Genomic DNA, 15,005 nt, shown 5'->3' on the forward strand with positions numbered 1-15,005 from the left:
GGGCAAATGCGAATCCAAAAGGTGAATAATGCTTCATATATTAGGTCCGCAACGCATGGATTGAAAAGGGCTTGATGTATGACTGGTCAAAAAACGATACTCGTTACCGGCGCCAACAAGGGGATTGGACTGGAGATTGCCCGCAAACTCGCCGCTGCCGGCCTGCAGGTGATCATCGGCGCGCGGGATGATGCCCGCGCTCAACAGGCGGTTGATGATCTTGCCGGGGACGGGCTTGCGGCAGAAGCGGTTCATCTCGACGTCAACGACGCGGAGACGATCGCCGCGGCGGCCGCCTGGACCGGGGAACGCCACGGCAGGCTGGACGTGCTCGTCAACAATGCCGGCATCTTCGACTTTGCCGATGGTCCGCCCGACACGGCCTCAATCAGTGCTGTCCGGCGCGTCATGGAGACGAACTTCATCGGCACGCTGGCGGTGACGCAGGCAATGCTCCCCCTGCTACGCAAGGCTGACAAGGGGCGGATTGTCAACATTTCGAGCTCGCTCGGCTCCTTGGCGCTCAATGGCGACCCGACGTCGCCCTACTACGCTTCGCAATTCATCGGCTACAACGCCTCCAAGGCCGCGCTCAATATGCTGACCGTGCAGCTTCGCGAGGTCTTGCGCGGAAGCGAGATTGTGGTCAATTCGGTCAGCCCAGGCTTCGTGAAGACGGATTTGACCGGCTTCGGAATAATGACGCCGGAAGAAGGCGCGCGGCTTCCCGCCCGCTTTGCTCTTGAGGGGGAGGAAAATGGCGGCTTCTTCGAGCCGGATGGCGAGACGCCGTGGTAAGGAGGCAAAGGCTTTTTCGACAGGACATGCGCGCTGGCGTGCTTTGGGGGGACGTCGGAACATTGCTGCGGCCTGCCCGTTGAAGCGGCAAAAATGGGTGCGCTCCAGGCCCCTGGCTCGGGCAGAGCGAGGACAAGGAGGCGGATGAGGTGAAGCAAGAGGAAGGGGTAAGCCAGGCAAGACCTGAAGCGGAGAATGACGACGGCAATGTGGTTGAAGGCATCGCCATTACCCACCCGGATCGCGAACTCTTCCCGGGGGATGGGGTGAGGAAAATCGACATTGCCCGGCATTACGGCCTTGTCGGCGATCGCATGATCAAAGTGTCGGCAGAACGTCCCGTCTCGCTTCTGCGCTGCCCTGCCGGCATTGATGGCGAGTGCTTCTTCCAGAAACATGCGGGCAAGAGCTTTCCCGACGAACTCACCCGGATCGCCATTGAAGAAAAGGACGGCGAGACCGGGGAATATCTCTACGCCCCGGACGCCAAGGCCTATATCGCCGCGGCCCAGATGGGCACGATCGAGTTTCACGGCTGGGCGGCGCGGGCCGACCGGCTGGAGCGGCCCGACCGGATGGTCTTCGACCTCGATCCCGACGAGAAGCTCGGCTTTGCCGAAACGAAGCAGGCGGCTTTCGACCTGAAGTCGCTGCTTTCGGATACCGGCCTTGAGGCCTATGCGATGGTGACCGGCGGCAAGGGCATCCACGTTGTCGTGCCGCTTCGGCGCACGGTTAGCTGGGAGACGCTCAAATCCTTCGCCAAGACGCTCGCCCATCTGATGGCGGACAGGGAGCCGGATCGGTTTACCGCCGCCATGGCGAAGGACAGGCGCAAGGGGAAGATCTTCATCGACTGGCTGCGCAACGAGCGCGGCGCGACGGCGATCCTGCCCTATTCCGTGCGCGCCCGGCTGGGCGCCCCCGTCGCCACTCCTGTCACCTGGGACGAACTGAAGAGCCTGAACTCGGCTGCCGCCTTCGGCCTGGGACATATGGCCGACCGCCTGAAACACGACGATCCGGCGCTTGCGGTCAAACCGCAAACGCTTGGCAAGGCGGTGATCGACAAGCTCGAAAAACGGGTCGGGTGAACGGCGCTTTGCCGGTCCTGACAGGCCCACCGAACGCTTCGCGCCAGAGGCGGTTCGTCGATTGCGGCTTGTGATCCGGCGCCTTTTTCACTAAACCACCCCCACTTTTCCGCTTTATGACGGTTTTATGAATGCTTTCCCGTATCTGGAATAATTATCTCGCTCCGCTGCTGGGCCGGCCCGCCCGCGTGCAGATCGCAGCCCTTTGCCACCGCGAGGGGGCAGACGGCCCGGAGGTTCTGCTCATCACATCGCGCACGACGAAGCGCTGGATCATCCCCAAGGGCTGGCCGGTTGCCGGAACCGACGGTGCGGGAACCGCTCTGCAGGAGGCCTGGGAAGAGGCCGGGGTAAAACCCGCTGACGCCGATCACATCCGGGTCGGGCGCTACCGCTACAAGAAGATCGTTGGCGGCCAACTGCCGGTGACGACCGATGTCTATGTCTATGCCGTCCGGGTCGAGACGCTGCTCGACAGCTTTCCGGAGATGGACGAGCGCAAGCGCGCCTGGATGACGCCGGAGGACGCGGCGCGCGCCGTGCAGGAACCCGAGCTCAAGGCGATCCTGAAGGACTTCCCGAAACGTATCGACGAAGCGCGGCGCGGCTAGGCTGCGCGCGACAGGCCGCGAGGGCCTTTTGACTGCAAGGACATGCACAGTGACCGAAGATGCCACGCCGCAATGGAAGACGCTCGACAAGGACCTCAATCGTCTGACGCGTCTGGAAGAGGCCACCATGTACACCGCCCGTCCGCTGGTGGGCGTCGGCGTCAGCCTCGTTTTCGTGACGCTGACCGTGGTGGCGGCGGCGATCTTTACCGGCGGCGAGCCGCAGAGCCTGGCGGTGATCGTGGCGGCCGCCTTCGGCGCCTATATGGCGCTCAATATCGGCGCCAATGACGTCGCCAACAATATGGGCCCGGCGGTTGGCGCAAAAGCGCTCTCGCTGCTGGGCGCGATTGCGATTGCGGCGGTGTGCGAAAGCGCCGGCGCGTTGCTCGCCGGCGGCGATGTGGTTTCCACCATCTCCAAGGGCATTATCGATCCGTCGGCGCTTGCCAGCACTGCCGTGTTCGTGCGGGCGATGATGGCGGCCCTGCTTGCGGCCTCCGTCTGGGTCAATGTCGCCACCTGGATCGGCGCGCCGGTCTCGACCACCCATTCCATGGTCGGCGGCGTGATGGGCGCGGGCATCATGGCGGCCGGGCTTGCGACCGTGAACTGGCCGACCATGGGGGCGATCGCGGCAAGCTGGGTGATCTCGCCGCTTCTGGGCGGCGTCATCGCGGCGGCGATGCTCGCCTTCATCAAGTGGCGGGTGATCTATGTCGAGGACAAGATCGCCGCCGCGCGCGTCTGGGTGCCGGTGCTGATCGGGGTGATGAGCGCCGCCTTTGCCGCCTATCTGGCAATGAAAGGCCTTAAGAAAGTCATTTCCATCGATCTGGGCACGGCGCTTCTGATCGGTCTCGTCGCAGGGGTTGCCATGTGGCTCCTGTCCATGCCCTTCATCCGGCGTCAGTCGGAGGGGCTGGAAAACCGCAACCGCTCGCTGAAATCCCTGTTCCGCCTGCCGCTGGTGGTCTCGGCAGCGCTTCTGTCCTTTGCCCATGGCGCCAACGACGTGGCCAATGCCGTCGGCCCGTTGGCGGCGATCGCCTATGTGCAGAAGTCTTCCGCCGTTGCCGGCCAGGTCGCCATCCCGCTCTGGGTGATGATGATCGGCGCGCTCGGCATTTCCTTCGGCCTTGTGCTGTTCGGGCCGAAGCTGATCGGCATGGTCGGCAGCCAGATCACCAAGCTCAACCCGATGCGCGCCTATTGCGTCGCGCTGTCCGCCGCCGTGACGGTGATCGCCGCCTCATGGCTCGGCCTGCCGGTGAGCTCCACCCATATCGCCGTCGGCGGCGTCTTCGGCGTCGGCTTTTTCCGCGAATGGTATATGGAAAGGCGTGCCCGCCGCGTCGAGATGGAACGGCCGGTGGCCCGCCGCATTCCGGGCCAGGAGCGCGCCCGCCGCAAGCTCGTGCGCCGCTCGCATTTCATGACGATTATCGCCGCCTGGGTGATTACCGTTCCGGCGGCGGCGCTTCTGTCCGCCGGCTGTTTCCTGCTGCTGCAGGCGATCGGGTTTTGAGGGGATAGTCGGACGTTTCTTCCGAAACGCCCGGGTCACTATCCTCAGAACTTGAACGAGAATCGGGCCATTGCGGCTGAGTCCGCGACGCCGGAGCCGAACTGGCCGTCATAGGAGAGCGACAGGCTTGCATCCTTGAGGCCGCTTTCCGCCAGAGCACCGAGATCGAATTCGACGCCGGCGCTGACAAGCGCCACATCCTCGCCGACCGGAACGCCCGCCACGGTGAACGGCGCGCCGCCGGCAAAGGCGTTGACCGAATTCGGGGCAAGCGAACCATAGGCGTGGCGCCAGCCGAGCATGCCGGTGACCCTGGCCGCCTCGTCAAAGGCCACAGCGCCGCGCACGCCGAGCGTGGAATAGGTCATGTCCGTGGTGTCGGAGGCAATGGCAAGGGCTGCCGCGCCGCCGCTCTCGCTATAGGCATCGGTATGGACAGAGACATAGGCCAGGTCCGCAAACGGCTCGATCGTGGCCATGCCCAGATCGAATTCATAGCCCACCTCGCCGAAGACCTGGGCAACGCCGCCATTGGTGGAACCGGTCAGATAGTCGGAGAAGCCCGGGAAGGCCGCCGTGCGCTTGGTGTCGATGTCGGACCAGGCATAGGCCGCGCCGCCGGAGATGTTGAAACCCTCAAACGACGTGCCGCCATAGATGCCGATCTGGTAGCTGGTGGCGTCCGCCGACGAGGCGCGCGCATCGACATCATAGGCGGATGACTGGTAGCCGGCCATGACGCCGAGAACGCCGGCGTCGCCAAAGCCGGCATCGCCGCCGATGATGAAGCCGCCGGTATTGCTGTCGAGCTTGGCGGCATTGCCGTCGCCGTCGATATGGCCCATGCCGCCAAAGGCCTGCATCCAGGCGCCGTAGGCAGGGGCGGAAAGATCGTCAACGCAGCCATTGGCATTACGCTCGGCCGTCTGCGCCGCCGTCAGCGGCACGGAACCCGAAGGTTCTGCGCAGGCCGAGCCGGTGGCCGCTCGCACACGGCCAAGGGCCGCATCGCGGATGAAGCGGCTGTCCTCGATCATGCCGGTCTTCAGGCTGGCATGGATCTCGCCGGAAACCGCATCGAAGGCCGCGGGGACATCCGTCGTGCTGAGGCCGAGGATCGCATCATAGACCGCATTGCCGGCGCCGAGACTTTCGACGCCATAGGCGGCTGCCCGCTGGTTCGGCGTCTGGGCATAGCGTTCGAAGGCGGAACCATTGCGGATCAGGCGCAGCAGCACCGAATTGGAGGTGTAATCGAGGAACGGATCGAGATAGGCAAGCGTCGTGGTCACGCCGTCAAACGTGCCGGAAACGCCGCCGTCTGCCGTCAGGATCGTGTATTCCGATTGTGCTGCATAGGCCCCGTCAAAGCCGATATGGGCGACATCGCCGCCGGAAAGCGTCGCAGTTCCCGTCGCCGCGATCAGGTCGGCGGACGTGCCGCCCGGTTCGGTCTCGACCTCATAGGTCGATCCGGGGCCGAAGGAGACGTTTCCTGCGACATTGATCGTGCCGATCGAATTGCCGGGCGAAACCGTGCCGCCATTGCCGACGGAGGTGGAGCCGACCGCGCCGTTGCCGGTGAGGCGACCGGATCCGGTGAGCGAGACCGTGCCGCCGACCGTGCCGTCGAGATGGAGCGTAAAGTCGGTGACGGTGCTGTCGCCGGTATAGCCCGAAGAATTGCCCGTCAGCGTCACAAGACCGCCGCCGGTGAAGAGAATGTCGCCGGAACCGGAGATCGTGCCGGCATAGGTGCCGTCAAAACCCTGGTCGAAGGTCATCGAGGCGCTTTCGGCGACATCGAGATTGCCGAAGAACAGGTTGGTGTCGGATATCAGCCCGCCTTGTTCGATCGACCAGTCGAGAGTGCTGGCGCCGGTCAGCCGCAGATTGCCCGTTCCGGACTTCACCATCTGACCGTTGACGCCGTTATAGCCGTTGATCGCGCCGGCAAAGGTGCCGTCCGTGCCCTGCGCAAACTCGACCACGCCCTGGTTGGCGATATCGCCGCGGATCGAAGAGGCATTGCCGATGAGGCGACCGGCCATGACGCGGGTGCCGCCGGTATAGGTGTTGGCGCCGGAAAGCGTCAGCGTGCCCTTGCCGGCCTTGATCAGCAGGGTCTTCGTGCCGTCGACGATCGCCGAGGACACCGTGGTCGAGACGCCGTCATCAATGTTGAACGTGCCGCCGTCGCCGTTTGTCGGCGAAAGCGCCAGCGCGCCGCTCTGAATGAGATAGCCGTCGGTCTTGAACTGCAGCGTGTCGAATTCCTGCGTGTCCTCGACGGTGACCGTGCCGGCCGCGGCCGTGAAAATGCCGACCTGGCTTCCCCAGATGTCGTTCTTGCTCCCATCAGACGTCGTCCAGTTGGTGTTTGCCGCGTTCCAGATGCCATCGCCGCCATCGACAGTCTTGTCCGCCTTGAGATCGCCGCCATCCCAGAACTGCATGGTCTGCGGCTCGCCGCCGCCGGTGGTCACGGCAAGGTTCACCTCGCCGGTAACGTCCGTGTCGATCGCGCTTTCCGCATCGGCGACGCCGGAAACGGTGACCGTGCCGAAGGACCCGGAAAGGTTGCCGCCATAGTCGAACAGGTAATAATAGCCGGCCGCCGCAACGGTCGCATCCAGCGTGCCGCCAAGGGTCAGGTCGCCCCCAACCGAGATGAAGTCATTGGTGCCGCCGCCGGCAACGTCCGGCGTGTTGAGCTGGAAGACGGTGGTCGAGCCGGTGTTGAGCGAGAGGTCGCCCTCGACCCTCAGCGTGCCAGCGCTGTCGGCGGCGCCGGGGGAGAGGACGCCGGTGTCCATAACATAGACCTTGCCGCCCAGCGAGCCGCTGCCGGAGAGCGTGCCGGAACTACCGACATAGACCGGCGAGCCGCTGTCGCCGAGCTTGCTGTCAACCTGCAGCGTGCCGCCGAGAACGCTCGTCTTGCCGGAGAAGGTGGAACCATCGCCGGTCAGGATGGTGGTGCCGGCGTAGCTGACGATCGCCGCGTCCTGATAGCCGCCGTCATCAAGTAGATCTGCGGAGAAGGTATAGTCGTCGCTGGTGTGGTTGAAGATCAACCTGGCTTCGTTGCCGGCGAAGGTCACGCTGTCCGTCGCGACTGTGCCTGGTGCGGCAGCGATGGCCGGAACGCCGACCTCCTCCTCGCCGTAGCCGATGGCAAGATAGCCGCCGGGGCTGGTCCCTTCGTTCGGACGAGCCAGCAAAATCGTATCGGCAAACACCGTCGCGCCGTCGTAAACCGACAGGTTGCCCGTTTCCCAGTCGCCGACGACCAGCGAGCCGGCGCTGATCGAAGATCCGCTGTCGCTCAGCATCACGGAGGCGTCGCCAAATGCGCCGATGGCCATCTCGCCGGTCACAGCGATCTTGCCGCCCTTGGAAACCTCGATGCTTGACCATCCGGCGCTGCTACTGATGCCGACAGTAAGTTTGTTGCCAACACTGAGCTTCGACCCGCTTCCTGTGGCGGTCAGGATGGTTGCGCTCTTCGTTTCGCTATAGGGCAGGCCGAACGAAGCTGAACCAACGACGTCGACCTCGCCGCCCTTCTCGATCATAAGGCTTCCGCGTCCGCTGCTGCCGACATTGAGCGTGCCATTGAGCTTCCACAAGGAATCTGTGCCGGACACTCTAGCCGATCCTGACGCGCCCTGCTTGTAGCCGACATAGGAATTGTTGGCAGTGACTTCGCCGCCTTTATCGATGATAAGCATGCCATAGCCGAGATCGCCGACGATGAGCAACTCGTTTGCCGTGAGCATCGATCCGTTGCCAGTGACTCTGATCCCGCCAAAAACACCCGCTCCGCTTGCGATGGAGATATTGCCGCTTGTGATCTCGCCTCCGTCAAGGATCGTCAAAGTACCCGTCGCCGTTTTACCGATCTCGAACCAGGTATTGGAACCGAAGTTACAGTTCCCGCTAAAGGTGGTTTCTTCGATGTTGAGCGGATTTGGCGGGCAGGTGGGCCCAGGAATGGCCGCCGCCGGGCCGGCGCCGATGAAGCCTGCGACGATGCCGGCGAAGGCGGCCTGTGCGAGGAGCAGCGAACGCCGGCTCCGCAAAAGCCGACCGGCCTCCAAACGCGGCCGGTGCGCTTCCTTGTTCCCGTCGATCGCGACAAATCGGCTGTTCATGTCCTGTCCCCCTTTGATCGATCCGCCAACGCCTTGGCCTGTTGTCCCCGGGCCGGGTTGACGGACATGTTAACGCAACCAGAATTTGAGGTAACAGAAAGTCCGCACGCATGGCAACGCGTGGCTAACGTTTTATCCTTCGTTAACAGGTGAAATCAGAGATGGGTGTCGCCCGATTGCAACAACCAGGTTTTTGCTACCTCAGGGCGCTTTCGGTTCCTCTTGCGATCGCCGGAAAAGGCGTCGCTACATTCAACTCAACATATTGAATATATTTTGTTTTTTATGTGCGAATCTGACCGGGACAGCGCGGGACAGTTGGCGGCTCGGGTTTCGGGAGAACGAACAATGACGGTCGCAACGGGCGGCTGCTGCGGAGGCAGGCTTTAGCGCCCGATCGCAGCCCCCACCAGCGCCTTGGCATCGTCGCTTGCCCATTCGGCCGGGCCGTTCATGGAGCCGAGCAGGCAGCCGTTTTCGTCGATCAGGATGGTCGAGGGCAGGCCGAAGGCAAGCCCGTCCTTCTTCAGCGTGTTGAACACGCCCATGGTTCCGTCGCGGTAGAAGGCCAGTGACGAGATGCCGATCTCGTCAAGAAATTTCTTCGGCTTCTCATCGGAGCCCGTGTCGATATTGACGGCGACGACCTCGAAATCATCGCCGCCCATTTCGGCCTCGAGTTCATCGAGCGCCGGCATTTCCTCGCGGCAGGGCACGCACCAGGTGGCCCAGAGGTTCATCAGCACTGTCTTGCCCTTGAAGGCGGAAAGCGATGTTTCGCCGGCATCGGAATTGAAGGCGAGGTTCTGCATCGGGCGCGGCGTTTCGGCCGGAATGAAGGCCGCGACCTCGCCATGGGCCAGCGGTTTCAGCGCGGCAGCGGTTTCGACCGCCATTTCACACTGGTCGGCCGCGGCCAGTTCGCTCGCGCCATTGCCAGTGAACGTATTTTTCACGTATACCGCCACAGCGCCGGCGATGAGCCCGGCAACAAGCGCGATAAGAACAAGTCTGGCGGAGATGGGGCTCTTGCGGCTCTTCTTCGTCATGTCACTCTCCAGATAGGCACGTCATGGCTTCCGACAACAGCACCTCGAACACAATGTGGGGCGGGCGTTTCGCCTCCGGCCCCGACGCGATCATGGAGGAGATAAATGCCTCCATCGATTTCGACAAGGCTCTCTATAACGAGGATATCGACGGCTCGATTGCGCATGCCACCATGCTTGCCGAAAAGGGCATCATTTCGGAAGAGGACAAGGCCTCAATTCTGGAGGGGCTTTCAACAATTCGTCGTGAGATCGAGGAGGGACGTTTCACCTTCTCGCGCCAGCTCGAAGATATTCACATGAATATCGAATCGCGCCTGCGCGAGTTGATCGGCGCCGCCGCCGGACGACTGCACACGGCGCGCTCGCGCAATGATCAGGTGGCGCTCGATTTCCGCCTCTGGGTGAAAAAGGAACTGATCAAGACCGAAGCGGCCTTGACGCGGCTTATCGGCGTTTTTCTCGCCCGCGCCGAAGAACATGCCGATACGGTGATGCCGGGCTTCACCCATTTGCAGACCGCCCAGCCCGTCACCTTCGGCCATCATTGCATGGCCTATGTCGAAATGTTTGGCCGCGACCGCAAGCGCGTGCGCCACGCCATCGAACATCTGGACGAAAGCCCGATCGGCGCTGCGGCGCTGGCCGGCACGGGCTTTGCCATCGATCGCCACATGACGGCGGAAGCGCTCGGCTTTTCCGGCGGACCGACGCGCAACTCCATCGACACGGTGTCGGATCGCGACTTCGCGCTGGAATTTCTGTCTGTTGCCGCCATCTGCGGTACGCACCTGTCGCGTCTTGCCGAGGAGATCGTGATCTGGTCGACGCCGCAGTTCAATTTCGTCCGGCTTTCCGACAGTTTCTCCACCGGTTCCTCGATCATGCCGCAGAAGAAGAACCCGGATGCCGCCGAACTGGTGCGCGCCAAGACGGGCCGCGTCAACGGCGCGCTGGTGGCGCTGCTGACGGTGATGAAGGGCCTGCCGCTCGCCTATTCCAAGGACATGCAGGAAGACAAGGAACAGGTTTTCGACGCCGCGAAAAGCCTTGATCTGGCGATTGCCGCCATGACAGGGATGATCGGCGACCTGACGGTCAATACGGCCTCGATGAAGGCCGCGGCCGGCTCCGGCTTTTCCACCGCGACGGACCTTGCCGACTGGCTGGTGCGCGAGGCGGGCCTTCCCTTCCGTGACGCCCATCACGCGACCGGTCATGCGGTGGCGCTCGCCGAGAAGAAGGGCTGCGACCTTGCAGAACTGTCTCTCGAAGAACTTCAGGCCATCAATCCGGCGATCACGGCCGGCATTTTCGATGTCCTGACGGTCGAGGCCTCGGTGGCGAGCCGCAAGAGCTTCGGCGGAACGGCGCCGGACGAGGTGAGAAAACAGATCGCCTGGTGGCGCGAGCGCGTTTGAATTCGCGCGTTTGAGGGTGCACAAGCCTTTCCTGATCGGCTATCAGGAAAGGCATCGGGTTTGTTCAGGCTTGCGGTGGGAAGTGCCATGAGAAAAGACAGGATCGCCGTTGCGGCATTGTTGGCGAGCGCACTGGTGCTGACGGCCTGCGGGCGGCGCGGGCCGCTGGAAGTGCCGCCGGCAACGCCCAAACAGGCCGAGCGCGAGGCGAAGAACGCCGATACGCCCGCCATCCGCATTGCGCCGAACGACAAGCCGGTCATCTTCGACGGCTCCGGCGACAATGTCGTCAATGCCGGGCCGGATGCCGCCGTCGACGGCGAGCCCTTCATTCTCGATTCCCTTCTCAACTAGGCCAGGTCTTTTTCGTGAACCATTTCGAATATCGCGACGGCGTGCTCTTTGCCGAGGGTGTTTCCATTCCGGCCATCGCCGAGGCTGTCGGCACGCCCTTTTATTGTTATTCCACGGCCACCTTCACGCGCCATTACAAGGTCTTCGCCGAAGCCTTTGCCGGCTCGGATGCGCTCGTCTGCTATGCGGTCAAGGCCAATTCCAATCAGGCAATCCTGAAAATGCTGGCCGGGCTGGGCGCCGGTATGGACGTGGTCTCGGAGGGCGAACTCCGCCGTGCGCTTGCCGCCGGCGTTGCTCCGGAAAAAATCGTGTTTTCCGGCGTTGGCAAGACCGTGCGCGAGATCGATTTCGCGCTGGAGACCGGCATCTACTGCTTTAATGTCGAATCCGAGCCTGAACTTGAGGTCTTGAGCGCCCGCGCTTCGGCCAAGGGCCTGGAGGCGCCGGTTTCCTTCCGCATCAATCCGGATGTGGATGCGAAGACCCATGCGAAGATCTCGACGGGCAAGAAGGAAAACAAGTTCGGCATTGCCTTTTCGCGCGCTGCGGCCGTTTATGCCCGCGCGGCGGAACTGCCCGGCATCCGCGTGACCGGGATCGACATGCATATCGGCAGCCAGATCACCGAGCTTTCGCCCTTCCGCGACGCCTTCCGGCTCATGAGGACGCTGGTTTCCGAACTGCGGGCGCAAGGCCATGCGATCGATCATGTCGATGTCGGTGGCGGGCTTGGCATTCCCTATCAGTTCGACAACAACCCGCCGCCGGAACCGACGGCCTATGCCGCCGTCATCCGCGAGGAACTGGCCGGCCTTGATTGCCGGATCGTTGCCGAGCCGGGGCGGATGATTGCCGGGAATGCCGGGATTTTCGTTACCGAAGTGATCTATGTGAAGGATGCGGAGGCGAAAAGCTTCGTTATCGTCGACGGCGCGATGAACGACCTGATCCGCCCGACGCTCTACGAGGCCTATCACGCGATCCGCCCTGTGGTGCTGAACTCGAAGGCTAAGCGGATGACGGCCGATGTCGTTGGTCCGGTCTGCGAGACGGGCGACTATCTGGCGCTTTCGCGCGAGATGGGAAGGCCCGAGCCGGGCGATCTTCTGGCGGTCTCGACGGCCGGCGCCTACGGCGCGGTGCAGGCCGGCACTTACAATACCCGCCTTCTCGTGCCGGAAGTGCTGGTCGACGGCGACCGCTATCATGTCATCCGCCCGCGCGGCAGCTATGAGGATCTGATCGGGCGTGATTCCGTGCCGGACTGGATGTGACCCTGCTCGCAAAGTCTTGAAGACGGATTTCTCCAAATTCGTCTTCGTCTCCTCGCTATCGTCATAAACCGTGCTATGGTTTTCGTATCGTTCACGCCGCCGCCGAAAGGCGCGACAAACGGGACCCATGACCGCGCGACAGCAAGACACCGGCACGCAAGACCCGGACAAGGGCAGACAAGGCAAGGCGCTGATGCGGCGCATTGCCCGCGGTCGCGCCTTTGCCCGCTTCAACCTTGTTGTTGAACGCCTGGCTCCGGGCCTCGTCTGGCCTGCCTGCGCTCTTGCGCTCTATCTTTCCTGTTCCTGGCTCGGCCTGTTTCACGCCGTGCCGTTTGCGCTGAGGATCGTTCTCCTTCTGCTGCTTGTCGGCGGCTTTTTTGCGGGGTTCTGGCCGCTGCGGCGGTTCAAAATACCAACCCGGGCAGAAGCCGAGCGGCGGCTGGAACGGGAGAACGGGCTTGCCCATCAGGCCGTTTCCGTTGCCGGAGACAGGCCCGCCCGCGAAACCCCGGAAGCCCTTGCCCTGTGGCATGCCCACCAGCGCCGCATGGCGGAAAAGCTCGGCAGCCTCGACCCCGGCCATGCCCGGGCGGACTTTTCTGCCGTTGATCCATACGGCCTGCGCGCCGTTCCCGCGCTTTTGCTCTTTGTGGCATTTCTTTATTCGGGGGCGACAGGCTCGGGCCGGCTCGCCGACGCCTTCCTGCCGCCGGCGGAAGAAAGCGAGACGGCGCTGGCTCTGCGTTTCGATGCCTGGATCTCCCCGCCGCCCTATACCCGTCAGGCGCCGGTCTATCTTCAGGCCGACGGCGTCGATCAGGTCGAGAACATTCCCGAAGGCTCGGTGCTGACCGTGCGCCTTTCCGGTGAGGGGGCCGATGCTCCGATCTCCTTCCAGCCGGATAACGCAGACGCCCCGCAGGCGCCCAACGAGGCCGAAGAGAGCGCGATGATGCGCGGCGCACGTTTTACGCTGTCGTCAAGCGGTCTGCTGGAAGCGGCCGGGCGGCAATGGATGATCGGCGTCGTGCCGGATGAACTGCCGGTCATCGCCTTCAAGGGCAGGCCGAGGGCGGCGGCAAACGGCGCGCTGGAACTGGAATACACGCTCACCGATGATTACGGCGTGACGGCGGCGCGCGCCGAGATAGCCCCGTCCGGCGGTGTCGACGCGGATGCGACGCCGCTCTATCCGCCGCCGGAATTTCCGCTCAACATGCCCTCTCGCTCAAGCGCGGATCATTCGGCGTTCACCAGCCGCAATCTCACAGAACATCCGCTTTCGGGCAAACCGGTCACGATCACGCTGGTCGCCGAGGATGCCGCCGGTCATGTTGCCCGCAGCGCGCCGCTGGACATGGTGCTGCCGGCGCGCAACTTCTACAATCTGCTGGCAGGCTCCGTCGCCGAACAGCGGCAGATCTTCGCGCTCGATACCCGGGCCATGCCCGAGGCGCTGCAATATAGCGCCGCCATCACCCTGCGCCCGGAGGAGACGATCCCCGATCTCACGCAGTTCCTGCTGATCAAGTCGGCCCAGACACGGATGCTGCTCGCCCATGACGAGGAGAGCTATCTTGATACGGCAGAGTATCTCTGGGAGATCGCGACAGGGATCGAGGACGGCGCCTTGTCGGATGCCGAACGCCGCCTGAGGGAAGCGCAGGACGCGCTGAGCGAGGCGCTGCGCGACGGGGCATCCGATGCCGAAATCGCCCGGCTGATGGAAGAACTGCGCCAGGCGATGCAGGAATATCTTTCCGAAATGGCAGAGCGCATGCAGCCGTCGGAGATGCAGCCCGGCGATCAGCAGGCGCTGCGCCAGCGCGATCTCGACAACCTCCTGAACCAGTTGGAGAACCTCGCCCGCTCCGGCGATCGCGCCGCCGCCCAGCAGCTATTATCGGAACTGCAGCGGATGATGAACAATATCCAGCCGCCGTCTTCCATGGCCCAGCAGGGCGGGCAGCAGAACTCGGAGATGCGCGAACAGATCGACAAGCTCGGCGAACTGATCCAGGAACAGCAGCGGTTGATGAACGAGACTTTCGAACTTGACCAGCAATTGCGCGATCGCGAGCAGTGGGGCGACCCGCCACCGCGCCAGGACGGTGAGCAAAGCCAGGGCGGCGAACGGCAGCGTTCCCCGCAGGAAATGACGGCTGAGGAACTCCGGGAGGCGTTGCGCCAGTTGCAGGAGCAGCAACAGGCGCTTTCCGAACAACTTGGCGAGATGCAGGAAAAACTTTCCGAGCTTGGCATGCCGCCGGCCGAAGGCTTCGGTCGGGCCGGCGAGGCCATGGACGGCGCGGCAGAATCGCTCGGCGAAGGTGAAGGACAGGGCGCGCTTGAAGGGCAGGGCAATGCACTGGAAGCCCTGCGTCAGGGTGCCCAGCAGATGATGAACTCGATGATGGCGCAGGGACAAGGTCAGCAAGGCCAGCAGGGACCGAACGGCCAGACCGGCTGGGGCTCGCAGGCCGGCCGCGATCCGCTCGGCCGCAATCAGGGGACGGACGGGCTTGATTTCGGCGATGACGTTCAGGTGCCGGACGAGTTCACCGTCGAGCGCGCCCGCGAGATTCTCGACGCCATCCGCGAACGGTTGAACGAGGATGCCCCGCTGCCCTCAGAGCCGCCTTATCTGGAGCGATTGCTGGAACCGGATGCGGGGAATTGACCCGGCTGACCTTTCATAACGGCGTACCTATGC

10 protein-coding genes are annotated in these 15,005 nt (G+C 63.3%); 8 read left to right on the plus strand and 2 right to left on the minus strand.

Features of this window, described 5'->3' with window-relative positions:
- Nucleotides 1-78: 78 nt before the first annotated feature.
- The 4 genes from FF124_RS18280 (at nt 79) to FF124_RS18295 (ending at nt 4,031) form a co-directional block, all read left to right on the plus strand.
- Nucleotides 79-798: an SDR family oxidoreductase gene (locus FF124_RS18280; protein ID WP_138749908.1), complete on the plus strand. Its 720-nt coding sequence runs from the start codon at nt 79-81 to the stop codon at nt 796-798.
- 149 nt (nt 799-947) lie between these two features.
- On the plus strand, nt 948-1,892 hold the full coding sequence (gene ligD, locus FF124_RS18285; protein ID WP_138749909.1) for a non-homologous end-joining DNA ligase: 945 nt from the start codon (nt 948-950) through the stop codon (nt 1,890-1,892).
- A gap of 131 nt (nt 1,893-2,023) precedes the next feature.
- Entirely contained in the window at nt 2,024-2,503 is a 480-nt protein-coding gene (locus tag FF124_RS18290) for an NUDIX hydrolase (RefSeq protein ID WP_138749910.1), read from the plus strand.
- Nucleotides 2,504-2,552: 49 nt separating this feature from the next.
- Complete coding sequence (locus tag FF124_RS18295) at nt 2,553-4,031, plus strand: inorganic phosphate transporter (protein WP_138749911.1); 1,479 nt, start codon at nt 2,553-2,555, stop codon at nt 4,029-4,031.
- A gap of 44 nt (nt 4,032-4,075) precedes the next feature.
- Here FF124_RS18295 and FF124_RS18300 read toward each other — a convergent pair whose 3' ends face one another.
- Together FF124_RS18300 and tlpA are read right to left on the minus strand one after the other, a co-directional pair.
- A complete protein-coding gene (locus FF124_RS18300) occupies nt 4,076-8,188 on the minus strand; it encodes an autotransporter outer membrane beta-barrel domain-containing protein (RefSeq protein ID WP_138749912.1) in 4,113 nt (1,370 codons plus the stop codon).
- A gap of 386 nt (nt 8,189-8,574) precedes the next feature.
- On the minus strand, nt 8,575-9,237 hold the full coding sequence (gene tlpA, locus FF124_RS18305) for a thiol:disulfide interchange protein TlpA (RefSeq protein WP_138749913.1): 663 nt from the start codon (nt 9,235-9,237) through the stop codon (nt 8,575-8,577).
- A 23-nt stretch (nt 9,238-9,260) separates the two neighbouring features.
- Between tlpA and argH the strand changes: the two genes are divergently transcribed.
- The 4 genes from argH (at nt 9,261) to FF124_RS18325 (ending at nt 14,972) form a co-directional block, all read left to right on the plus strand.
- A complete protein-coding gene (gene argH / locus FF124_RS18310) occupies nt 9,261-10,658 on the plus strand; it encodes an argininosuccinate lyase (protein ID WP_138749914.1) in 1,398 nt (465 codons plus the stop codon).
- An 87-nt stretch (nt 10,659-10,745) separates the two neighbouring features.
- On the plus strand, nt 10,746-11,012 hold the full coding sequence (lptM, locus tag FF124_RS18315) for an LPS translocon maturation chaperone LptM (RefSeq protein ID WP_138749915.1): 267 nt from the start codon (nt 10,746-10,748) through the stop codon (nt 11,010-11,012).
- A 14-nt stretch (nt 11,013-11,026) separates the two neighbouring features.
- The gene (gene lysA / locus FF124_RS18320) at nt 11,027-12,289 is read left to right on the plus strand and encodes a diaminopimelate decarboxylase (protein WP_138749916.1); all 1,263 of its coding nucleotides are present in this window, start codon (nt 11,027-11,029) and stop codon (nt 12,287-12,289) included.
- Nucleotides 12,290-12,416: 127 nt separating this feature from the next.
- Nucleotides 12,417-14,972 (plus strand): TIGR02302 family protein, encoded by a 2,556-nt coding sequence (locus tag FF124_RS18325; protein ID WP_138749917.1) that lies wholly within the window; start codon nt 12,417-12,419, stop codon nt 14,970-14,972.
- Nucleotides 14,973-15,005 lie beyond the last annotated feature (33 nt).

The sequence above is a fragment of the Martelella lutilitoris genome (assembly GCF_005924265.1).
GTDB lineage: Bacteria > Pseudomonadota > Alphaproteobacteria > Rhizobiales > Rhizobiaceae > Martelella > Martelella lutilitoris.